Source organism: Polyangium sp. 15x6, assembly GCF_029960785.1.
Taxonomy (GTDB): Bacteria; Myxococcota_A; Polyangia; order Polyangiales; family Polyangiaceae; genus Polyangium.
In genome coordinates, this window is the sequence record NZ_JASBQE010000038.1 from 38,320 (window position 1) to 61,374 (window position 23,055).

At 66.9% G+C, this 23,055-nt stretch carries 18 protein-coding genes; 8 read left to right on the top strand and 10 right to left on the bottom strand.

The annotated features are described in order from the left end of the window. Positions 1 to 123: 123 nt before the first annotated feature. Genes QHF83_RS26310 through QHF83_RS26320 form a run of 3 tightly spaced genes read left to right on the top strand, consistent with a single transcriptional unit; the run spans position 124 to position 3,085 of the window. Positions 124 to 1,548, top strand: a complete 1,425-nt coding sequence (locus QHF83_RS26310; protein WP_282420694.1) for an L-serine ammonia-lyase — start codon at positions 124 to 126, stop codon at positions 1,546 to 1,548. Positions 1,549 to 1,604: 56 nt separating this feature from the next. Then, positions 1,605 to 2,402: a hydroxyethylthiazole kinase gene (gene thiM, locus QHF83_RS26315; protein ID WP_282420695.1), complete on the top strand. Its 798-nt coding sequence runs from the start codon at positions 1,605 to 1,607 to the stop codon at positions 2,400 to 2,402. Next, the gene (locus QHF83_RS26320; protein ID WP_282420696.1) at positions 2,399 to 3,085 is read left to right on the top strand and encodes a DUF3750 domain-containing protein; all 687 of its coding nucleotides are present in this window, start codon (positions 2,399 to 2,401) and stop codon (positions 3,083 to 3,085) included. The genes thiM and QHF83_RS26320 overlap by 4 nt, the downstream gene beginning before the upstream one ends. Here the strand turns inward: QHF83_RS26320 and QHF83_RS26325 are convergent, their stop codons facing one another. Genes QHF83_RS26325 through QHF83_RS26335 form a run of 3 tightly spaced genes read right to left on the bottom strand, consistent with a single transcriptional unit; the run spans position 3,086 to position 6,018 of the window. Beyond that, the gene (locus QHF83_RS26325) at positions 3,086 to 3,793 is read right to left on the bottom strand and encodes a hypothetical protein (protein ID WP_282420697.1); all 708 of its coding nucleotides are present in this window, start codon (positions 3,791 to 3,793) and stop codon (positions 3,086 to 3,088) included. 1 nt (position 3,794) lies between these two features. Beyond that, positions 3,795 to 4,277, bottom strand: coding sequence for a YciI family protein (locus QHF83_RS26330; protein ID WP_282420698.1), 483 nt, complete (start codon positions 4,275 to 4,277; stop codon positions 3,795 to 3,797). 22 nt (positions 4,278 to 4,299) lie between these two features. Beyond that, entirely contained in the window at positions 4,300 to 6,018 is a 1,719-nt protein-coding gene (locus tag QHF83_RS26335; protein WP_282420699.1) for a hypothetical protein, read from the bottom strand. A 103-nt stretch (positions 6,019 to 6,121) separates the two neighbouring features. Between QHF83_RS26335 and QHF83_RS26340 the strand changes: the two genes are divergently transcribed. Next, complete coding sequence (locus QHF83_RS26340) at positions 6,122 to 7,009, top strand: archaemetzincin (protein ID WP_282420700.1); 888 nt, start codon at positions 6,122 to 6,124, stop codon at positions 7,007 to 7,009. Positions 7,010 to 7,027: 18 nt separating this feature from the next. On the opposite strand, the gene QHF83_RS26345 is transcribed toward QHF83_RS26340, so the two are convergent. Further along, complete coding sequence (locus QHF83_RS26345) at positions 7,028 to 7,936, bottom strand: hypothetical protein (protein WP_282420701.1); 909 nt, start codon at positions 7,934 to 7,936, stop codon at positions 7,028 to 7,030. A 63-nt stretch (positions 7,937 to 7,999) separates the two neighbouring features. Between QHF83_RS26345 and QHF83_RS26350 the strand changes: the two genes are divergently transcribed. Beyond that, positions 8,000 to 8,437, top strand: coding sequence for an STAS/SEC14 domain-containing protein (locus QHF83_RS26350; RefSeq protein WP_282420702.1), 438 nt, complete (start codon positions 8,000 to 8,002; stop codon positions 8,435 to 8,437). 26 nt (positions 8,438 to 8,463) lie between these two features. On the opposite strand, the gene QHF83_RS26355 is transcribed toward QHF83_RS26350, so the two are convergent. Next, entirely contained in the window at positions 8,464 to 9,003 is a 540-nt protein-coding gene (locus QHF83_RS26355; protein ID WP_282420703.1) for a GNAT family N-acetyltransferase, read from the bottom strand. Between the two features lie 911 nt (positions 9,004 to 9,914). Here QHF83_RS26355 and QHF83_RS26360 point away from each other — a divergent pair. Further along, positions 9,915 to 10,793, top strand: coding sequence for a hypothetical protein (locus QHF83_RS26360; protein WP_282420704.1), 879 nt, complete (start codon positions 9,915 to 9,917; stop codon positions 10,791 to 10,793). Between the two features lie 2,323 nt (positions 10,794 to 13,116). Here the strand turns inward: QHF83_RS26360 and QHF83_RS26365 are convergent. From QHF83_RS26365 to QHF83_RS26375, 3 genes are all read right to left on the bottom strand, one after another. Continuing rightward, a complete protein-coding gene (locus QHF83_RS26365) occupies positions 13,117 to 13,770 on the bottom strand; it encodes a DNA alkylation repair protein (RefSeq protein WP_282420705.1) in 654 nt (217 codons plus the stop codon). 286 nt (positions 13,771 to 14,056) lie between these two features. Continuing rightward, entirely contained in the window at positions 14,057 to 14,398 is a 342-nt protein-coding gene (locus QHF83_RS26370; protein ID WP_282420706.1) for a YciI family protein, read from the bottom strand. Positions 14,399 to 14,925: 527 nt separating this feature from the next. Then, the gene (locus tag QHF83_RS26375; RefSeq protein WP_282420707.1) at positions 14,926 to 15,630 is read right to left on the bottom strand and encodes a lysoplasmalogenase; all 705 of its coding nucleotides are present in this window, start codon (positions 15,628 to 15,630) and stop codon (positions 14,926 to 14,928) included. Positions 15,631 to 15,665: 35 nt separating this feature from the next. Here QHF83_RS26375 and QHF83_RS26380 point away from each other — a divergent pair, with 35 nt between their 5' ends. Then, complete coding sequence (locus tag QHF83_RS26380) at positions 15,666 to 16,061, top strand: GFA family protein (RefSeq protein WP_282420708.1); 396 nt, start codon at positions 15,666 to 15,668, stop codon at positions 16,059 to 16,061. An 808-nt stretch (positions 16,062 to 16,869) separates the two neighbouring features. After that, positions 16,870 to 18,351, top strand: coding sequence for a serine hydrolase (locus tag QHF83_RS26385; RefSeq protein ID WP_282420709.1), 1,482 nt, complete (start codon positions 16,870 to 16,872; stop codon positions 18,349 to 18,351). A 231-nt stretch (positions 18,352 to 18,582) separates the two neighbouring features. Here QHF83_RS26385 and QHF83_RS26390 read toward each other — a convergent pair whose 3' ends face one another. Together QHF83_RS26390 and QHF83_RS26395 are read right to left on the bottom strand one after the other, a co-directional pair. Further along, a complete protein-coding gene (locus tag QHF83_RS26390) occupies positions 18,583 to 20,940 on the bottom strand; it encodes a M4 family metallopeptidase (RefSeq protein WP_282420710.1) in 2,358 nt (785 codons plus the stop codon). A 434-nt stretch (positions 20,941 to 21,374) separates the two neighbouring features. After that, the gene (locus QHF83_RS26395) at positions 21,375 to 22,922 is read right to left on the bottom strand and encodes a CocE/NonD family hydrolase (protein WP_282420711.1); all 1,548 of its coding nucleotides are present in this window, start codon (positions 22,920 to 22,922) and stop codon (positions 21,375 to 21,377) included. Between the last annotated feature and the right edge of the window lie 133 nt (positions 22,923 to 23,055).

The window sequence follows — 23,055 nt, forward strand, 5'->3', positions numbered from 1 at the left end:
GGACGGGAGCGCCACGGCAGGGGCCCGGACGAACAGCCTGCCCGCGCGCGGCGGCGGCGAAGGTCTCGCCTCCCCGCGCTTCGGCACACCACGCGCCCTCGCACGGAGTACACTCCGCCCGCGATGACCATCAGCACCTTCGATCTGTTCAAGATCGGCATCGGACCGTCGAGCTCGCACACCGTGGGGCCGATGCGGGCCGCGCGCACGTTTGCCCTGGGCCTCGAGCAGCGAGGGTTGTTCGAACGAACGGCCAAGGTGAAGGCCGAGCTCTTCGGCTCGCTCGGCGCGACGGGCAAGGGCCACGGCAGCGACAAGGCCGTGATCCTCGGCCTCCTTGGCGAGACGCCGGACGGCGTCGACGTCGAGCGCGTCGAGGCGTACGTGGGCGCCGTGCGGGGAGCGGGCCGGCTCGCCCTGCTCGGCCGCAAGGACATCGAATTCGCGCTGCCCTCCCAGATCCTCTTCTCTCGGAAAACCTTGCCGTTCCATCCGAACGGCATGCGATTCACCGCGACGAACGCGGAAGGCGAGATCCTCGACACGCGCGTCTATTATTCGGTCGGCGGCGGCTTCGTGGTCGACGACCCCGAGACGGGCGCGGACGCGCCGAAAGAGGCCCCGAAAGCCGTTTTTCCCTACCCGTTCCGCACGGCCGCGGACCTGCTCGCCGCGTGCGCCGCGCGCGGACTCTCGATCAGCGACTTGATGCTCGCGAACGAGTCGATCTTCCGGCCCGAGGCCGAGACGCGGGCGGGGCTCTTGCGAATCTGGCAGGTCATGCAGGCCTGCGTGCAGCGCGGCCTGCGCACGGAGGGCACGCTCCCCGGGGGCCTGCACGTGCAAAGGCGCGCGCCGGGGCTTTACCGGAACCTGCTCGAAAACCCCGAGGCGGGCCTGCGTGATCCCTTGACGGCGATGGATTGGGTGAGCCTCTACGCGCTCGCCGTGAGCGAGGAGAACGCCGCCGGCGGGCGCGTCGTCACGGCCCCGACGAACGGCGCCGCGGGCATCATCCCGGCCGTGCTCCATTATTATCGGCGGTTCATCCCCCACTCGACGGACGACGGCGTCGTCAGGTTCTTGCTCACGGCGGGGGCGATCGGGGTGCTTTACAAGGAGAACGCCTCGATCAGCGGCGCGGACGTCGGTTGTCAGGGCGAGGTGGGCTCGGCCTGCTCGATGGCGGCGGGCGCGCTCTGCGAGGTCCTCGGCGGCAGCCCTGCGCACGTGGAGAATGCGGCCGAGATCGCGATGGAGCACAACCTCGGCCTCACCTGCGATCCGATCGGCGGCCTCGTGCAGGTGCCGTGCATCGAGCGCAATGCGATGGCCGCGATCAAGGCCATCCAGGCCGCGCGCCTCTCGCTCCGCGGCGACGGCCGCCATTTCGTGGCCCTCGACAAGGTCATCAAGACGATGCGGGACACGGGCGCCGACATGAAGGAGAAGTACAAGGAGACCGCGCGTGGCGGCCTCGCCGTGCACGTCCTCGAAGCGCCCATCGACACGAGCGGCGACGTGAGCGTCGGCATTCCCGAATGCTAGGTTGACAGACGTCCCGGGTTGTCCAGAATATCGGCCCTTCGAGCAGAGAGCAGGCCATGGGGAATGAGGCGCGCGCAGTCTGGGAATCGGTGCAGAAGGTCCGGGCGGGCAAACCGCTCGTGCACAACATCACCAATTACGTCGTGATGAACACCACGGCGAACGCCCTCCTGGCGCTCGGCGCCGCGCCCGCGATGGTGCACGCCGCCGAGGAGGTCGAGGAATTCGTGGCCATCGCCTCGTCGCTCGTGATCAACATCGGAACGCTCTCGTCGCCGTGGATCACGGCGATGCGGCTCTGCGCCACACGCGCGAACGAGCTCGACAAACCCTGGGTGCTCGATCCCGTCGGGGTCGGCGCCACGCCGCTCCGCACGCGCGTCTCGGATCAGCTCGCCCAGATCGGGCCCACGGTCATCCGGGCGAACGCCTCCGAGGTCCTCGCCCTCGCGGCCGTGAGCTCCAAGGTCACGCGCGGCGTCGACAGCACCGAGCCTTCGCAAACCGCGATCGAGCCAGCGCGGCAGATCGCGCAGACCTACAAATGCGTGGTCGTGGTGAGCGGCGCCGTCGATTACGTGACCGACGGCGACCGGCTGCTCGGCGTACGCAACGGCCACCCCATGATGACACGGGTGACGGGCCTCGGATGCACGGCGAGCGCGCTCGTCGGAGCCTTCCTCGCGGTGGAGCCCGATCCGCTCGTCGCCTCCGCGCACGCCATGGCCGTGCTCGGCGTCGCGGGCGAGATCGCCGCGACGCGCAGCCAAGGCCCCGGCAGCCTGCAAATGAACCTGCTCGACGCCCTCTACCAGCTCGACGAAGCCGCCCTCGCGCGCGTGAGGTTCGTGTGAACCAAGCCCGCCTCCTCGCCCACATCGCGCTCGCCGCGGCCGCGCTCACGTCGAGCGCCGGTTGTGTCGTCCTGCGACGCCCGACCACCTTGCCGCCTGCGGACAAACCTTACGTCGCCGTGCTCAGCGGCGAGATGCCCGAGCCCATCACGATGGTGGCGCGGCACGCCTGGATCGTGGCGAACGTCGCGGACCGGGGCCCGCTGCTCCGGTACGAGCTCCTCTCGCGCGCATTCAAGGAGCCGACGACGCGCCCGCTCGACTATTTCGGCGAGGGGGACGTGGCGCTCCATGGCATCGTCGAGAAGGATCGAGGCTCGATCCAGAAGATCGTCGAATGCCTCGACGAGGAGACGCCGCGGTACAACGAGGAGCACCCCGATTACTGGCCGATACCCGGCCCGAACAGCAATACCTACGTCGATCAGATGCTCCGGCGCTGCGACATCCCGGTCGATCTGCCGTCGACGGCCATCGGCAAGGATTATCGCGGGCCGATCGGCGCATCGCTCACGAGCGGCGGCACGGGCGTGCAATTCGACACGTGGATCGCGGGCGTGAAGCTCGGCCTCACGGAGGGCGTGGAGCTGCACGTCCTCGGCTTGACGATCGGCGTGGATTGGTGGCCGCCGGCGCTCATCCTGCCCGTCAACCCCGGCCGGCTCGGCTTCGACGATCGATGATCAATTCGCCGCCTCGAGCTCCCAGCCGAACACGAGCCCGAGAGAGACCGTCCGCATCTGCTCGCGCCGCTCGAGGCGAAAGAAATAGCCGCGGCCCATCAAGTTGCCGTATTTCTCGAACGTTTTCCCGAACCGCGCCGTGAGGGCCATCGTGTTCTCGTCGACGAACGGGATCATCCCCGCGCGGGTCTGCCGCACGTCGTCCGCCGGCGTCCAGCCCACCGCGAAGAGCGCTCCGACCCGCGCGCGCTTCGTCACGTCGAGCTCCAGCCGCACCTCGGCCGGGATCACGAGCGTCATCGGCACGCGCGCCGTCACGCCATTCACGCCGATCCCGCCGAAGATGCCGAAGTATCCCGACGGCCCGATCGCGACCGCGACGCCGGCCGGATACAGCTCGAACCCGAACCCGAACCCCGGCGCCTCGCCGGCGCCGAATTCGAGCCCCAGGCCAAACGCATAAGCGAACCGCTTCCCGTACAGGGCACGCGCGGAGAGCCCGCCCATGAAGAGGCTCGACAGATGGCGCATCGCCTCGGGGTCGCGGACCTGCGCGTACCGCAGGAACATGTTCACGCTGCCGAGGCCGTACCGGCGCTCTTCGACACCGGGGAGCTCTTCCTCCTGCGCCGAGACCGAAGCGCTCACCAGCGTGATGGCCGCCGCGCACCCGACGAGGGCCGTCTTTCTTGCTCGTCCAGCGCTCATTTCAGGGTTTCCGCGGCTTCGCCTTGGGGAACGTCACGTATCCCTTCGCCGTCATCCAGGTCATGACCTCGACGCGCAATCGACCGGCCTTCACCGCCGGATCCTGCTCGGCGAGCGCCCGCGCCTCCTCCACGGAGCCCACGCGATAGAGGGCGAGGCCGCGAAGCGAGTCGTCGGATTGATCATCGAACGGCCCGGCCGCGACGATCGCGCCCTCCTCGGCCATCTTGTCGAGGTGCGCGATGTGGGCCTTCTGGATCGCCGCGAGCTCGGCCTCCGGAATCTCGTTCGCCCGCGGCCCCCGGCGAAGCAGGACGAGCTGATACTTCTCGAATTCCATGGGCCCATCGGCCGCGGGCGCCGCGGGCGCGGGCTGTACGGGTGCCTCGGGGCAACGCTCGGCCGGCGAGGAGGGACCGGAAGCGGCGCATCCTGCGAGGAGGAGCGCGACGACGAGCGAGGAGAGGGTTTGGCGCGGAGGCATCCTGGGCAGGATACGGGACGGCCTACCGGATGTCACTCGCGTCGGGGAACTGAATGCTCGGGTCCTTGATTTCCGTCGCGGCCGCGACCTTGCCCACGAGCTCGTCGATGAGCGGATCGATGCCGGTGTTGTAGAGCGGATCGTCCCACTCGCCGTCGTGGAACCAGCTCTTCAGGATCTCGAGCTTCTTGATCGTGCTCTCCTTGTCGAAGACCGTCGGGTTCGGCGCGTCGAGCTCCTTCTTCATCAGGTAGAGCCCCATCCGGATCGCGTTCGTCACCATCCGTGTATGCGCCGGCTGCCGCGCCGGATCGGCCACGACGTGCCGCGTCCCTTCGAGCTGGCGCGTCAGCAAGAACGGCCGCGGGCTTGCCCATTTGCCGTGGCCGGCGGCGTTGTAGTCCTCCTTGTTCCGATCACGATCCGGCGCCTTCGCGTTCAGCCATCCGAGCGGCGCGCGCGCCTTCGCGACCATCCCCTTCGCCATCAAGAAGCCGTGATGGATCGCGTACCGGTTCATCAGCGTCGAGAGGAAATAATCGCCGTCGATCGAGGGGATGCCGTTGCCAGCGATGAGCAGGGGCGCGTCGTATTCCCACGCGGTCCAGAACCACGATTGCTGGATCACGTCGGTCTGCAGCTCGCGGATGTCCTCGTCCTCGGGCACGTCGGCGAAATCGGGCATCTCGATGCAGGTGCTCGCGCCCGTGCAATGCAAAGGGTTCACCCGGATGATGTCGCCCACGTGCCAGATCGGGTTGCGATCGATCGCGCGATTGCGCGCCGCCTCCGTGGGCCCCGTGGTCGCGCTCGGCGGCTCGGCCCCGTGCCAGACATCCGGGTATTCGTCCGTCTTCATGCGGAAGAGCATGTGCTGCGCGATCTGCACGCTCTTCCATTTCTCGCGCATCCAGGCGATGCCGGGCTCGTCGGCGCCGCCGTTCCAGGGATCGGGCGCGGTCATCTCGTCGATGGCGTCGTAGAACCGCCAGAACTTCGCCTCGTCGCCCGGATCGGCGAGGTATTCGTCGACGATCGCGTACCAGTCCTCCTCGAGCCCCATGATCGGCCGCTGCGCGTGCCAGGGGATCCACTCGGCCACGCTTTCGAAGGGCGGAAGGCCGGCCGGCGTGTTGAACGGATCCTCCGACCAGCGATCGAACGGAATGCCCACGCGGAGCTCGCGGAGGTCGATCGCGTCGAGCTCGTCCGCCACGGCCTCGGCTTTTTCGATGCTGTCGACGGTGCCGTCGAGGACCTTTAGCTTCTGCTCCTCGAGGGACGCGAGAAACACCCGATCCCGCGCCTCGCGGCGCTCGTACGAATCCATGACCCCCTCGGGCGGCAATTCGCCGAGGACCTCGCCGCCCGGCTGGTACGGCCGAAACGCCGTCGAGGAGACCGGGACGATCGCGTGCTTCTTCCGCAGCGCCTCGATCATGGCCACGATGGCGTCCGTCTCCTCGGCGCCGACCTGATCCGCCTCGGCCCTGCGGCGAATCGTGGCCTCGTCGTAGTCGATCGCCGCGATATCGATTCCGTCCGGAGCATGGCAACCGGCGCAAGGACCTCGCACGCCCGGCTTGCGGAACGCCTTCAGGCCTTCCTGGATCACCGCGTCGAGCGCGGGATCCGTCGGCGGATCTCCGGGGCCCGCGCCGCTGCCGGAGGAGCCGCCCCCGCCGCAGGCGAGGAGCGAGGACGAGACGAAGAGCAATCCCGTGAAAGCGAGGATGCGCATGGAGACATGTTCCTGAACCTTCGAGTTCGAAGCAAGCCCGAAGCAGCGCGCGACCCGAGGGTTGTCGATAGACGTGCCTCGTGTAGCATCCTGTCGGCGCTCGATGACCGCACCTCCTCGCCTCCTGCCCGCCCAGATCGTCGCGCTCGGCCCCCTCGGACGCGTCTCGCCCGAGCTTCGCCGCGCGCTCTCGGGGGCGGGCTTCGAGCCCATGCCGCAGCCGGCCGAGGGCGACTGGCTCGCGTGCCACCCCGAGCGCGGCCAGAAGTATGCCGAATTCGTCGCGGAAAAGCGGCTCGTCCCCGACGAAGCTCGCCGCACGCTCGCGCTCCTCCCGCTCGGCGTGCCGGCGCGACCGGGCATTCCGCGGCCTGGGCTCCTCCGCGACGCCCTCGAGGCTTTTTATGCTCTGCCGGCGCGCCTGCTCCCGCGCGTCCCGCTCGCGGAGGTCGGCATGCGGACGCGCATCAACGCGCACACGGGGAAGGTCCAGCTCTACACGCCGCACATCCTCGCCTTCCTGAAGCAGCGATTGCCCCCGGACGTGTTTGCGCTCGCGGCCATCACCGGCGAGGATCTCTATCCCGACGAGTCCTGGAACTTCGTGTTCGGCATCGCCACACTGCGCCACCGCGTCGGCGTCTTCAGCTTCGCGCGGTACGACCCGGCCTTCCACGAGGAGCCCCTCCGCCCCGGCGACGAAAAGCTCGTGCTGCGCCGCATGATCAAGGTGCTCGTCCACGAGGTCGGGCACATGTTCGGCCTGCGTCACTGCATTTATTTCTCGTGCCTCATGAATGGGTCGAACCACATCGAGGAGGCCGACGCGCGCCCGCAACACATCTGCCCGGTGTGCCTGCGGAAGCTCCAGCGCGCGATCGGGTTCGACGTGATATCGCGGTACGAAGCGCTCGAGCGGTTTTACGAGGGCGCGGGCCTCGACGACGAGGCGGCCTGGATCGCCGAACGGCTCGGGGAAATCCGGGCCTGACGCAAGCGGAGGGATGCCTCAGAAAAAGGCGACCCCCACGCCCGTCGCAATCGCGACGAGGCAGAGGATCACGTCCACGGCGCGGCGATGGCGCGCGGGCCGGATGATGGTGACGAGCATCGAGAGCACGACCATCGGGGCGCCCGCGAGCATGACGGTCCACCCGTTCGCCACCGCGATTGCGATCGCCACGAAGGCGATGAGCAGCACGCCGCCGAACGCTGTGAAAGGCTCCCCCTCGTCGGGAGAAGAAATCCGCGCGACGGCGGCGCCCGCAGCGCCGAACGCGAGCGCAAACGCGCCGGCCCCTTCCCAGGCCCAAAAAGACGGCGCCTCGGAGGCGACCATGATCGCGGCGAACACCATCGCCGCGAAGAGCGCCGCGGACGACTCGATCACGAGCCCTACGACGTACCCGGCGGCGGCCATCTGGCCGCGTGTATTCACCTGCTCGACGACCCGGTCCCGCTCCCATTGCTGGTGCCCGCTGAGGTTCGTCGGCTCGCCGATGGGGACGCCGCCGTGCGGGTACAGGATCGCCTGCTCTTCCGGCGTGGCCGACGCCTCCGCGGCCGTCTCGGCGAGCGACGGTCCGCCGCTCAACCCGAGCACGGAGGCGCCGAGGGCGACGAGCCCCAAGAGCGCCGTGGGAACGGCCACGGCCGAAGCATCGGGCACCTTGAAAAAGCCCGCGGCGCCGAGCGCGAGCGTCACGGCGGAGGCGCCGAGCAAGCGGTAGAGGGCGCCACGATCGACGGGCTTGTTTCCCGAAACGGCGCTCACGACCTGGCCCGCGTTGCCGGGAATCCAGGCGCTCACGAGCGCCGCGCCGGCGAGGAGCCACGAGGCTCGCGTCGGGGGCACGGAGGCGAGTGCGGCAGCGACCGGGACGAGGTGGCGCGCGAAAACGAAGGCAAATCGTGCCATTTTTGGTGCTCATCCCGGATGGACTTGCGTCGTGCCGGGAACGATGGATGGACGTGGGGCCGCATGGACGATACCTGGGAGCGCGTCGGAACGCACTGGAACCGTTTCGAGCCGCCCGATCTGCTCCACACGCGTGCCATCGGCCCCATCTCCCGTGACGAGTTCGCGACCGCGCTCGACGTGATCGAGCACCACGCAAAGCAGGGCCCGATCTTCTGGCTCGTCGACCTCACGCACCTCGACGGCATCGCGCCGGAGGCCCGGCGGCTGCTCTCGGAGCGCGACGCCCGCGCGTTCCTGCGTGGGATCGTGCTCATCGGCGGCGGATTCTCGCAGCGCGTCCTCGCCACGCTGGCCATCAAGGCCGTGCGGCTCTTCTGGCGCCACAAGACCCACGTGCCGTTCGTCTTCCTCGCGGACGAGCGCGAGGCGCGCGCGTGGATCGAGGCGGAACGGCGCGCTCACACCGGCGCCCGCGCGAGAGCCCCATCGAACCCCTGATCGGCGACCCATCGAGAGGGGCCAAATCAGGCGCCGCGGTGAATGATCATCAAGAGCAACCGACCATCCGGCGTCTCGACCACCGAAACGTCGCGAAAGCCCGCCTTGCGATAACAAGCCACCGCGCGGCCATTCGTCGGATCCGGATCGGTCTGGATCTTGGTCACGCGCGGATCGGCGAACAGAAAATCGAGAAACGCGCGGACCATGCGGGTGCCGAGGCCTTTGCCGATACGCTCGGCGTCGGCGATGAACTGGTCGATGCCGAGCGCGCACGGGTCCGTCTCGTCGAGCCACCAGCCGTCGGCCTGGCTCGCCATGACCCGATACGCCTGGATGTACGCGAAAGGCTTTCCGTCCTCGCACGCGAGGTACGGAATGGCGCCGCCCGGAGCGTCGAGCGGCAAGGTACCGGCCTCCGCGAGGCACGGGAGGTACTCGTCGCGCAGCTCGTCGAGGGTCGGCGTGGGTTGCCACCATTCCGCGACGTGCGGGCGCGTGAGCCAGGCGTGCATCAAGGGGAGCTCGGCCTCGGTGAGGGGGCGGAAGGTGATGGGCGGAGGCATGGGCGGGGAGTTTACCCCAGCCAGGGGCGTCGAGCGGCCTGGACGTGCCGGGGCGGGGGGCCGGTGGCTCGGGAGCGGGCCGCGGGCGAGGTGTCGTGTAGAACGTGGAGGTTGAACGCGTTCGAGATCGGCGGCTTTGGCCCGTTGAGCCTGATGAGCCGCAACGCGACGGGGCCGATGGAACGGATGCTCTCCGCACCACGTTTCCGTGACGTTGATGCGGGGGTTCAAATCACCGTCACGCATGGAGGAGAGCAAGGGACCGGCACTCGGTCGGAGTGGAGCGCAAGAGTGTGCAACGGCAAGCACCAGGCGAAGACACGACGAAGCATCGGCAGCCCCTCGGTGGTCTCAGGTCACGCCACACCACTCCCGCGGCGGTGAGCGGCCCTGCGTTCTTCCCTGGGGCGCCTCGTGCCACGGAGGCCGACGAGCTGGCGAGAGCGTCGCCGGGACACTCGGACCCACGTCGTCCACGCCAAAGCCAGCCGTTCCGCGCGCGTCAGCGGCTCACGAAGGCTGGTGCCCCGTACCGAACCACGCGCCACCCGGCGCGGCGAAACGAGCCGCGTACAGGTCGCCGCGTCAGCCGCCGTCGCGCGTTACGCTCGCGTACAAGAAAGCTCGCCAGCGGCATGCGCGGCGCTCGGGCCGTACAAAAGGGGACGGCGGCGGCCGAGGAGCCGCAAAGGCCCGTACCGATCGACGCATGACCGGCCGGCGTCCGTCTCCCCGCCGTACAACTCCGTGGCGCGGCCGCCCTTCTCCGCGATGCGCGCGTACACGAAGCCTCCTCGGCGGCGCGTTGACGCGCCTGTACGTGCCGCTGCGCGGGTGAAGCGCTGCGCTGCGGTTTTGTACGTCAACATAGGATCTTGCATCCGTGCCGCCGCTTCGTGTAGCGTCCCACCATGCGGCTCAGGACATTCGATACCGACATCGCGCCGCTCCCCGTTCGGGAGCACCTCATTTACTCGCTGGGGATGTGCGAGAACCACGTTCTCGCAAAGCAACACGTCGTCGTGTTCTCGACGCTGCTCGACCATTGGCAGGCCACGTTCGCGCAATTCTTGGCGCTGCAGGACAAGATCTCCCGGGCGGAGGCCCGCATCGATGCCTGTGACGACACGCTCGACGTGTTCGTGGACGACGTCGCGGACGCGCTGCTGTACGGCAACAACGATCGCACGTCGGCCGAGTTCCGGTCCTTCTTCGGCTCGAAGCAACCCCACGAGATCAAGCGGCCCATCCTGGGCGAAGAGCTGGAAACCGTGCGCGCGTGGATCTCGGCGCTGAAGAATTCGCCGAAGCCGCTGCTCGTGGAGCTCGGCGCACGAGGGGAAGTTTTGGTGGCGAATGCGGATCAAGCGGTCACCGCGCTCGGGCTCGCGCAGCAGGAGTTTCGGACGTTCCGTCTCACGGGTGGATACAGCCAATTCATCGACGCCGTGAACACAGGCCGGAAAACGGTGTACGCCGAGCTCGGAAAGCTGCGGCATCAGCCCGAAGGAAAGGGGCTGCCTGCGGATTTCGCGGATCAGTTTTTCCGCCACGAGCCGCGACGGAACAAGAAGCAAACGGTCGAGGCCGTGCGCGCGAGGATCGCAGCGCTGATGGCCGAGCTGGAGAAGGAGACGGCCGCACTGGCAGCGCTGGAGGCGAAGGCCAAGGGCGCGGAGGAGGCCGAGCAGGCGCGGAAAGGGCTGGAGGCGGAGCTTGCTGCCGCCGAGCAGGCGCGCGCCGAGCTGGAGAAGAAGACGGCGGAGATCAAGGCCAAGCTGAAGCGGTAGAGGGCAGGGGCGCTTCCGCTGCCGCTGCCGCTTCCGCTTCGGATTCCGGAGACCCTCACCCGTCGTGACCCGACGCGTACGGCGCTGCTCGCGGTGCTCATCCAGAGCGAGATCACGGCCGCTGCGGCGGGGGATGTCGAGCTCGTAGCCATTTCGCACGACGCCGCAGGCAAGCATCCTCACGATGCACCCCGTGGGCGACCCATCGATCGACGCCCCGCGCGCGGCCCATAGCGCGGTAGGGAAGCTCCTCGACGCGATGATGGTGGCCACGCGCCGAGGTAGCCCCCGTCGGCGCAGGCGACCCAAGTAAGCGCAGGTCCGCCAAGGTAACGACAAACTCGCGGCGAGCGCGCATCGGCGGATTGCGAGTTCCCGGCCCAGGGCAGCGCGCGGGCGGCGGCGGGCGCGCCGGGCCGGAGACCTCGCAATCAGCGGTCATGTGGGCGAATGTGTCGACGACGTCCTTGGGGAGCGGCGAAGGGGCGGCGAGACATGGCCTACGGCGCCGAGCGCGCCTGTCGCACCCGTCGCGCCGGTCGCACCCGTGGGACCGACTGCGCCTGTCGCACCCGTCGCGCCGGTCGGCCCCGTGGGACCGGTGGGGCCCGTAGGACCGGTAGGACCGGTAGGGCCTGTAGGACCGGTGGGGCCCGTAGCACCGACGGGTTTCGCATTGCCGCTGGGACCGGCGGGGCCGAGTGTCTGGAGAGCTTCGCGGCTCATCGCCGAGTGCTCGGTGTCGTCTTCCGGGGTCGTGGAGTCTTCCGGCACTCCGATGCATCCCCCCGCGACGGCGACGAGCAGCGCAGCAACGCAACCGTGCGTCGCCGAGGGCCATCCAGGACAGCGGCGCTTCATCATATTCATGGTTCTCTCCCGCGAAGACCGTCGAGCACATATCCTCGAAAAAGCGGACTGTCGCGATTCGTCGCCCAGTCGGGAGGGCGACCTTGCCATGTTTTTTTCTTGTCGCCATCTGATGGGTGCCAGGAGCCACGGCTAAAGCAGGGTCGTACAAGCTTGTCGTTACGCCTCGTACAAAATTGGTTCATCGCCGTCGATGCATTCACGCTCGACCATATCGCGGTCAATCCAATGCCGCCTGGATTCGTGCCGCGCTTCGAGATGGGGAAAGCGAAAGGATGGCTTTACCCTCGAGAAGACGCGATGCGGTCCGCGTGCCAGAAGGTGCCCTTGGTTTGCCGGCTCCTTCATGGGTTCCTGCACCGCGAAGGGATGCGGCGCTCGGAAGCCCTCAACCTCACGTGGGCCTAGTTCAACCTCGATCTTGGCAAGGTCATCCTCGATGAAAACAAGACGGACGAACCTCGGGCATGGGTGCTATCGCCGGGGGTCGCGGCTGCTTTCATTGCGTGGCGCGATCACTGCGCGGAGAGAGGCTTGCGCGTGACGGGGAATGCGCCCGCATTCGTGGATGATGAGGGAGCGCGCAAGGGAAAGCGCCTCACGGACCGGGAATCGGCTACCCGGTTTCGGCGACACCTGGAGTGGCCGGCATCGATCGGCCGGAGTTGTTCACGCGCACGAGCGTGAGGCTTCCGATACGGCTGCATGACTGCCGGGCCACGTTCGTGACGCTCGCGCTCGCGAGGGGACAACGGTCTCTGCGGTCTCTGCCATAGATGGCATAATGCCAGAGAAAAACCGGGGATGAGAACATCCAGGTGGATGAGCCCCCCTCTCTCGAGAGCGGTACACAATCGGATTTCGCTTGCCGCTTCCGCTTCCGCCTCCGCTTCCGCTTTCGCTTCCGCTGGCGGACATGTTGCTGATCCCCGAACGGTCAATCTTGACCCGCATGCTGAACCTGACGGTGGCCACGACGAACGCCAACCTTCGAGGGCGCGCGGACCAGCCGCCGGTAAGGTGCGACGAATCGGGATTGGCTCTCCGGCACTGATCCCGCCTGTTTCTGCATTCTCCCAGCAACGCGAGCCCCTTCGGTGTTCACGCACGAGGCGCGGCACTCCCCGAACGCCCGGTTGCACTCTTGCTGCGGCTCCACCTTGGCCCTGTCGTCCACGGGCGCCGCCGGGTTCATGACGCTCGGTCTCTTCTCCGTGGGGAAATGTGCAAAATGCGGAAAGGCGCCCCGCATTCGCTCCGCCCACTTTCCGTCGTGGGCCACATACGGCACCGCCCGCAGCGGTTGGTGTCCGAGCTCGGTGGGCTGCTCCTATCAGCCCGCCCAACGACCCAAGCTCACCTGCACCGGCCGCTCGGTGAGCGATGTATCTGGGAAAACCTACATGCGGCCGGTGCGTTCGGCGGCCCACGAACAGATTTGTCCCATTCGGTGTCATTCACGCTTGGCTACTTCGATCCTGATAAATTCTGGAAGGTACGACGGTGTACAGTTTTTGGCGACACGCTCGTCCTTGTAGAGCCCTAATGCTTCCCCAAGTTTGATACATCTGGATCGAAATCGCGGCTCGTGAACACCAATTTGGCCAGCGCAGAAATTCATTGCCCACTGAACTTCGGGTTCAGCATGAGCCATATCGTTTTCCAGGGAATCAAGCAGGTCTGCACTATTGTCGGGAGGAACTTGCCCTGTCCAGCGCAAGCGAGCTTGGTGATACCAGAACAAGCGACGCAGAATAGGGGAAGGATTCTTCTCCCATGTCGCGATAAGGGAGACAAGTTTCTTGTCTTTGGCTAGCTGGTTTGCCAACAGCCAGTCCGCCAATTGGTTGCGTTCTTCCGCGTCATGCCGAAGCACATCAGATGCAAGCTGATCGATGACATTTTCTGCGAGGAGCTTCTTATCGAAGATGAGGGTCGAGAGAAGTCGAGGGTAGTATTGGCCCGTTGACCAAAGCTCCATTGCCAGACCGTGGTCCTTCTTGATCTCGTTGCCACGCTTTTTTAGGTCGCCCAGCTTCAGGTTTCCGTTAGTGATCTCAGCGACAAGTTTCTTTGCTCTAGCCGATAAAGCCATTTTATCTGTCACCCCTCTGCTTGCCAGATGACGACTCAGCGCAGTAGCTGGCCCCCTGCACCGTTCCTCGACAGTCCCTTACAGGTTCACCCGCCCCACGCCTCCGCCGCCGAACGTTTGAGTTCACCCGCTCGCGGAAGCGGGCTTCGCCCGCTTCCGCGAGTCGGGTGCAACGAAGGGTTAGGCCTCACGGATGTAGCGAGGCGCTTGGGCGTGTTGCCTGTCCGAAGTTCATGGCAATGAAGAAAGTAGATGCAGAAAGGACCTCCTCGTTCGCATCGGGCTGCGACCTCGCCGGTCAGCTCTCGGGGTCGTACCCGAACTCGCGGAGTTCCTGCGAGCAGCGGCAGGCTTTGGCGATCTTCGCGGCCCATTGGACGGCGGCTTCGCGCGACGGGAGTTCCAGGACACAGAAGCCGCCGTCGAACTCCTTGGTCTGCGGGTAGGTCTCGTTCGTGACGGTGCCGTCGGCGGCGACCATCAGCGGCGCGACGTCCTCGTTGATACCACCGCCGAACACATAGACGCCGGCATCCTTCGCCTCGCGTATGACCGCGTGTGCCGCTTCGCCGACGGCAGCCATGTCTTCGTCGGAGACGTCCATCGCCGATCCGGGGAAGGAGATAAGGTACTTCGTCATCGTTCGGTCCTCCGGGTGTGAGTTTCGGAATTGGGTGTGAGGCCCAACTGTGTAATTAGGCCGCCGCTGCAGAACCTTTCAGTGCGCTGGTTAGGCCGTCGCGGCCTAACCACGGAACGGGCGCTGCCTTCAGCGATTCGCATGTGACGCCCGTTAGGATCCTCGCGAGTTCCACGGCTACGACGACATCGAGCTGGTCGTCCGTAGTCATCTTCAAGGACGGTCACCACGGGCTCCCAGCGACGGCCGATGCTGACGAGCTTACGATCACCCATCAGCGTTGGGAGGAGATCGCGTTTGGTGACGGTCATGCTTAGTCCTTGGGGTCCGGTCGGGGACATCAAAGACTGTGCTGGGACGCACGTCAACAGGGATGTTGACGCAGGGGGCCCCGAAGGCTGCGCCCCCTCTTGGAGGACCCCATGCAAATATATCCTGTAAGATCGCTCGTTTGATCCTGCTTCTAGCCGCCCGAGCGGTACACAATCAGATCCCTCTTGCCGCTTCCGCTTCCGCCTCCGCTCAGCCTACGCTCGGCACACTTGCGCGGCCTTCGGCGCCTCTGCCTCGCTCTGGGGCGGCGCGGAGCCTCGAAAAATCAGGTATTGTCCCACGTAGTACGTCGAAAGAATCCAGACCCGCCCAAGGGGCACGGGGCAGACCCAGCGATTCACGCCGATAAGCGAGTCCGATATCACGAAGAAGAGCGCGCCGGCACAGAGGACGCGCGAAGCGTGGTCCTTCGGCTCGACGAAGGCGCGCTCGCTCGCCCGGCCGAGCATGGACGAGATGGCGATCGCATAAGCCGTGATCGGCACGTGCAGGGCCTCCGGCGCGCGGCCAGATCCGACGAGGATCCACCACATGAACCCGCCGAAGACGAGGGCCGGGAGCATGGGGAGCCCGGCGCCTGCCGCGCGCTTAGGCAAACCCATCCCGGCAAGATAAAAGAGGTGCGCGACGAAGAACGCCCCGAGCCCGGCCACGAATACGCTATCGATGAGGGCGTCCGCGATGAGCGACGCGAAGAGCCCAAGCCCGACGAGCCCCGCGAGCCGCCCCTGCCGCTCGCGCAGACGAGCGGCGCAAAGCAGAACAAGGGGTACGAGCTTCACGAGGCGCGTCGCGATCGCGCCCGGCGCGAGCGCGGCGAGCAGACACGCAGCCACCGCGCTCGCGAGGAACGCCGCGAAAAAGAGCGCCTCGCGGCGCCGTGACAAAGCCCGATCCATGGCGCGAGCCTACCACTGATCCTAGAATGCGCGGCATGAACATCCGTCGCGCTTCTTGCTGCTGTGGTCAGCTCGTCGTCACCTGCAAAGGTGATCCCGTTCGCGTTTCGATGTGCCACTGCTTCGCCTGCCAGAAGCGCACGGGAAGCGTCTTCGGTGCCCAGGCCCGCTTCAAGACGGAGGAGGTCACCGTCGAAGGACGGTCCACCGACTACCTTCGCATCGGCGATGAAGGCAATCGCATCCACTTCCACTTCTGTCCGGACTGCGGCTCGACGGTCTACTACCGGTTCGAAAGCGCTCCGGAGCTCACCGCGGTCACCGTCGGAGCATTCGCCGATTCGACGTTTCCCGCGCCCGTCTTTTCCGTGTACGAAGATCGAAAGCACGCGTGGGTCGTCGTGCCCGAAGGCGCCGAGCACATGGCTTGATCGAGTCGCCGCTACGAGCACGCCCGAGCGCGTGCGTGGGCGCATGCGCCCGGACGCCCCGTCGCGATGTCGGTGGCACTCGGGATAGGGAAAGGAATGCGCGAACCTGGCAAGGTCCATGGTCTATTCGGCACTCGACCTACCCACCTTCCTCAACAGCGGTATACGAACAAATCCCGCTTGCCGCTTCCGCCTCCAAACCCGTTTCCGCCCCCGCTTGCGCTCCTATCGCATGAGGGTCACGCTGTTCAGCGGATCTTCCACGTGTCCGGATGACGCCGCATGGGCATGACCGCGATGATTTCTATTCTACCACGGGTTTCATGGTAAAGGATGCCATAAGGAAAACGCCGGGTCTGACAGAGCAGCGCACACGCTCCGAGCGTTTTGGCCATGCTGCCGGCATATCGCAAATACGCGAGATGGTCGTCTCGACCTCGTCGAGGAATTCCTCGCCCGACCCTCGGCTCGCGACGCATGAAAGCGGATTGCATCTCGCAGCTCTTTGCGGGCCGCCGGGTGGAAAAAGAACCGATTCACCGAAGACTCGCCCGAAGCTCGCGCAGGACTTCGGCACCATCGAGGTGCAGGGTCGACCGGGCTTGGGCACGGTTCTTGACGTACTGCGTTCGAGCGCGTCGTGCACCTACCACCACGACCCCGAAACTCTTTCGAAGGCGTGCTGCACGGGAAAAAATCTCCGCGCAGGAACCGACGCGCCGTGCGCGGTGTCGTTCGCCGTACGATGGGCCCCTTGCTGCGTTCTCTCTCCCTTTTGTGCTGCACAGCGGTCACGTTTTCTGCCTGCGTGCGGCCCGTTGTCACGCACACCGCTCCGCCCGCAACCACGTCGACCGCAAGCTCCGCCACCGGCCCGACGAGCGCCGCCGAGGAGCCGCACGTCGCAAACGTGCTCCGCGGCCTGCGCCCGCACGTCGAGATCGCCGGCCGGCCGCCCGTCCGCTGGACCCTCGAAGAGCGCATGGCCCACCACCACGTGCCCGGCGTCAGCATCGCCGTCATCGAGGGCGGGCGCATCGCGTGGGCCCGCGGCTTCGGCGTGAAGACGGCCGGCTCGGCCGACCCGAAGGACGCGGTCACGCCCGACACGCTCTTCCAGGCCGGGTCCATCAGCAAACCCGTCACCGCCACGGCGATGCTCCGCCTCGTCGAGCGCGGGACGCTCGAGCTCGACACCGACGTCAACCGCTACCTCACCACGTGGAAGGTGCCCGACAACGAGCACACCGAGAAGGAGAAGGTCACCCTCCGCCGGCTCGCCAGCCACACCGCCGGGCTCACCAACCACGGCTTCCCGGGCTACGAGCGGAACCAGCCGATCCCGACGCTCGTGCAGATCCTGAACGGGACGGCTCCGGCGAACACCGGGTCGGTGCGCGTCGACGCCGTCCCGGGCTCGATCTCGCGCTACTCCGGCGGCGGGACGCTCGTGATGCAGCTCCTCATGATGGACGTCATCGGCAAGCCCTTCCCTGCCCTCATGCAGGAGCTCGTGTTCGGGCCGGCCGGGATGACCCACAGCACCTTCGAGCAGCCTCTGCCCGCCGCGCGCGCGGGCGAGGCGGCCAGCGCCCACCTCGGCGAGGGCGAGACGATCCCCGGCGGGTGGCACGTGTATCCGGAGATGGCCCCGGCCGGGCTCTGGACGACGGCGAGCGATCTCGCCCGGTTGGCGATCGCGATCGCCGACGCGCACGCCGGGCGGTCCAAGGCGCTGCTCTCGCAGGCGACGGCCGAGCAGATGCTCACGCCGGTGAAGGACGGCATCGGGCTCGGGCCCTATATCAGCGGGAGCGGTCGCTCGCTGCAGTTCGGGCACGGCGGCACCACCACGGGGTTCCTCTGCAGCTTCACGATGTACCCGGAGATCGGCGTGGGCGCGGTGGTGATGACGAACAACGAAGAAGGCGGGCAGGCCCTGCTCCCCGAGATCCAGCTCGCGCTGGCCGCGGAGTACGGCTGGCCGGATAGCGAGCCGATGCGCGTGACGGCCATCGAGCTCAGTACGGCGTCGGCGGCCGGCGTCGCGGGCAGCTACGCGCTGCCGTTCGGTCTGGGCGAAACGGCGGAGGTGAAGCAAGAGGGCGGGCGCCTCGTGCTGCACGCGCCGAGGCTCCCCAAGGAGGAGCTCATCCCGCTGTCGGAGACCGAGTTCGTGATGGGGACGATGGGCTGGCGCGTGACGTTCAAGCGCGAGGCAGGCGGCAAGGCGACCGGGATGACCGTGGACGGGGGGGGGATGGTCGTCGAGGCGACGAGGAAGCCGTAGCAAGCGGACGGGGGCGGCGCGCTCGAGGTGAAGCGGCCGCCTCCTGCTCGCGGATGGCGCTCGTCACGCCGCTCGCGGACCAGCCCGACGCTGGTGTTGGCCTTCTTCTGGGAACCCGATCGCGCATCCCGGGCCCAAGGCATTCTCACCTCGGCGGGCTCTACGCAGATGACCAACCTGGGCGGGGTCGATGATTGGGACAGGAGGTAGAAAGGACCGGCGCTCGAGGCTTCAGTTGGGAGCGCCCGGGGTGAGGTTCGAGCAGGTGCTCCAGTCGACCGAGGCGTTGTCCGTATCGGCGCCGTTCGGCAAGCGGCAAAGCGAGCGGGTCACGGTGTTGCTATCCGCGGTGGCGAACGCCGTCCCCTCCACCAGGCTCACGGTGCCCACGCCCGGAATGCTCGCCGCGGTGACGTTGCCCTCGTAGGAGAGCTTGTCGACGACGCTCGAGCCGCACACCAGCGCCACGCCCTCCGTATCGTTCTGAATGACATTCGCCGACGTCGCGAAATTGATTCTCTTCGCGCCGGCGGGCACCGCCACCGCGCTCGACCCGACCACGAGGTATTGCCCGGCGGCGAGGGAGCCGGCCGGGCTCAGATCGAACGTGCCATAGGCAGCGCCATTCGAGCCGTTGACGAGGAGCAGCGAGCACCCGGAGAGGCTGACGGCGCCGCCGGCCGGGTTGTAGATCTCGACGTATTCGGCGCTATCCGTGCCGACGGTGTCATAGTCGATCTCGTTGATCACGAGGTCGGCGGTGGTGGCCAGCGGCGCGGTGAACGAGCCTTTCAGGGTGACGCCCGAGTAGGGGAGGAAGAAGGTGTTGAGCTCTACATAATAGGTCCCAGCCTGGATGTTCGAGACCGTGCAGCTCTGCGCGCTTCCGTTGCCGATCAGGAAGCAATCATTGGGCGACGCCGACGAGCCGAAAAAGACGGACATCAAGTAGCCGTTGCTGGCGCCGCCGCTGATCTGGAAGGCCAGGTTCGTGGCGCCCGCCGGGACGTCGAGCGAATAATACTTCGTCTCGCCAATGCCGCCGCTGAGGTTGCTGAGCGGCACGTTGTTCTGGAGCGGCGTTGCAGGGGGCGGAGGCGGCGGGACGACGCCGACGGCGTCCCAGGCCTTGGTGACCGAGTCGATCTCCGCCTGGGTGAACCCGAGCTGCGTCGCCGCCTGCACCGTCGCGTTCTTGGCGTCGAGGAAGCTGGAGCTCGAGGTCAGGATGTCGACGTTCGCCTTGTAGAAGACGCGGGCGGCCTTGAGGATGCCGATCCCAGTCACGTTGACGGAGGACTTGCCCTGCGGGTGGGTGCCGCCCTGCGAGAGGAGGTAAAACGCCAGATTGGCGATGCCCGAGCTGAGGTGGACGTCGGCGGAGCCGGCGCTACTGTTGTAGAAATCGAGGGATTCGCCGTCCTGGGCGGGGTTGGCCATGTAGCGCAGGCCGTCGCCCGGGATCGCCGGCGTCCATACCTCATCGCCCACGATCCACGTCTTGCCATTCACCACCTGGCCATCGCGGTACCATTCGCAGACCGCGCCGAAGATGTCGCTCATCGCCTCGTTCAGGCCGCCGGACTCGCCCGAGTAGGTGAGGTTCGATTCGCTGCCAGTGACAGCGTGGGTGAGCTCGTGGGCCGTCACATCCATGGAGTGAGCCAGGCTCGAGGAGGTCACGCCGTCCCCGTCGCCATACACCATCTGCGTCCCGTCCCAGAACGCGTTGACGTAGTCGATGCTGTAATGAACGGAGCTGACGAGCGCAGCGCCCGCGTTGTTGTAGGAGTCGCGGCCGAACAAATTCTTGTAGCAATCGTACGTCTTGCCGAGCCAGTCATAGTTGACGTTGACGGTGGTGTCGCTGCTCGCTGCCTGACCCTCGCTCCGCACCAGCGTGCCCGGGAGGACGGGGAAACCCGGGAGCTCGGGTAAATTGCCGGCCGTATACACCTGCCGATTCTTGGCGGTGTGGATGTGCGGTATCCGGAGCGCGATCGAGCCGTCCGCCGCGTCCACGAGCACGGTGTCCCGCACCGGAGTCCCGTCCTCGAGCCGGCCGCGGACGTCGACTCGATACACGAGCGCGAGCCGCTTTCCGGCAGCGTAATAGGCGAGCGGCGCCTCGCCCTCCACGGAGACGTCCGCCGCCTCGGTACCGTCCCGGGCCGCGCCGAGCGCGTCCGAAAGCTCGATGGTGGGCACCTCGTCCGCCGGTAGGTCGCTCCGCGCGCCGCCGTTTGCCGCGATGATCACCCCGTCCCGCACATGAAGCACGAGCTCCGCGCCGATGACGGGCAAGCCGTTCTTGGTCTGCGAGAAGCGGAAGTGGTGGTCCCCCTGCTCGTCGGTCCGGGCACGCCGGAGCGAGAGCTCGCTCGCGTCCGCGCGGAACACCGGGGCGATGTCCGAGAGAACCGCGCCGAAATCTGTCTTTTCGACGTGATCCGCCGTCGCGAGTAGGCCCAGGTTCCCTGTGACGAACCGCGGGATCGCGTCGTCGTCGAGCTGCACCACCTCCGCATCTGGCAGCGCTGCCAGATGCGCTGGGATGTCCGAGCCGTGCCTGTCGCGCAAATCGTCCACCCCCGCGTCCGTACCTTGGCATGCCGCCGCGGCAAGGATCACCGTAGCCACACCAAGACCCCGAATGAGTTTATTGCGAAGCAATGCCGTCTCCTTTGTATCCGTCGAGCCGCGCTCGATTGACACATGATTGCCGTGGCCTCCGCGCAGTCATGCACTGGGCCGGGTCTCGAGCGCTGTCCCACGAGCGCATCGAGCTGGCGGAGGCAGTATGCGTCGAGGAGAGGAGCGCCGCCGGTTACGAGCGGTTACGTCACACGCACGCGAAGGCGGCAAGCCTTACGGGCGCGCCAAGGTGTCAGAGGCCCCGCCTGTGCGGGGCACCACCCGCTCAGCCGCCAGTCGGCTGTTCTTGGCGTGGCGGTCGTCGACGATGATCTCCACGGCGCTGCCGGCACGCGCGCCGATTTCTCCATGGTTGGAACATCGGCGCATCACCTCCGCGGCAACGACACATAGGACGGGTCGCCCGGCGGCGAGACGAACGTCAGCTCGGTGGATCGGTCCTCCATATCGACGTAGAGCGGGTCGACGGTGTCGAGGACGAGCGTGAGGCGATTGCCTTTCGGCACGTCGTAGGCCGTGACGAAGAAGTCCGTGTCCACGGGATAAATCCAGCCGGCCACCGCCTCGGGAATCGTGAAGGGCACGTGCGTCACGAGGTGCCCCATCCCCAGCGTGTCCGTATCGTAGAGGTATGCGATCACCGTCGTCGGCCCGGAGCTCCCCGGCGCGATCGTCACGTGCAGATGCGCGGCCCCGCGCAGGCGCAGCGCGCTCTCCAGCACATCCGACTGCCAGACGCCCGCGTTCCTGCGGTTCACGGCGGCGATCGACACCGGCTGCGCCTCGCCCATGAACACCTCGCTCGCGACCGTGTCCACGCCCGTGACGATCGGCCAGCGCCAGCCTGTCCACGCGCTCGAGACCAGAGCGCCCTCGCCGCTCGGCCGCTCTACCTGGCCCAGGAAGTAATGTGTGGAGCCCGTCGCAATCGCGCTCCACGTGGGATACGTCTCGTAACCGCCCTGGTTCCGGGGCTGGATCTGGACCGGATCCTCCGCGGTGATGCTGGTGTTCATGCCCTGCAAGAAATGGTCGAACCAGCGGTGCACGTTGCGCCAGAGGTCCTCGGGCTGGCCGATCAAGCCGGGCGTCTCCGCCGTGCCGTGCCCGCCCGGGCGGAGCTCGAGCCGCTTGGGCCCCCGCAATTGCGTGAAGAAGTCGGCGATCGGGTTCGGCGCGAACACGCGATCGTTGTATGCATTCGCCATGAAGATCGCGGGGCGGTTCGTGTTGATGCGGTCGAGATACCTTGCGGGGCTGCGCGCCTCCATGAAGGAGACGACCGCAGGGATGTCTTCGTTGTTGAAGAAATGACGGAGCATTTCCTGCATCTCCGGCGACGGCCGCCCTGTGAGGGCGGCCGTGAACGCAAGCACCCCCCCACGTACGTGGCGGGTCTGGTTCCCGAGCATCGAGGAGGGGAGGTCGGTCCAGCCGCTCATGCTGGCGACCGCGCGGATCCGCGCATCGAACGCCGCGCCGAGCAGGCTGAGGCCCGCGCCGTACGAGATTCCCCCCACGCCAATACGCGCCGGGTCGGTGGGGGTGTTCGTGAGCAGCCAGTCGATGACGACGCTCACGTCGCTGATGTCCTTGGGCCCGCCCATGTCGATCGTGCCCCCCGAGCCGTAAAAACCGCGCGGGGTATACAGGAGCACCACGTACCCGGCTTCGGCGAACTCTTGGGCTTGCAGCAGATACTCGATGTTTGGAAATGCCCAGCTCGTGATGAAAATGACCCCCGGCCGTGGTCCCGGTGTATCCGGCACGAAGACGCTTGCAACGAGGGCCGCTCCGTCGCGCGCGCTGATATTGACGCCGCGCAAGGACGTGTCGGCCTGTGCAGCGCCGGCCCCCATGCCGAGCGAGAGGACCGTGGCAAAGACGACGATTGCACGCAGCCAGGATGGCGACATGGTTTGGGTCAAACCTGCGGAGATCGACCGGCTGCGCCAAGTCGCCTTGCGCCCACGTGGCTCGCGCGGAGCAGGGCACGCAGCCGGCCCGCGAGATGCTGCTGTTCGGGGTAGACGAGGAAGAACTCCATGT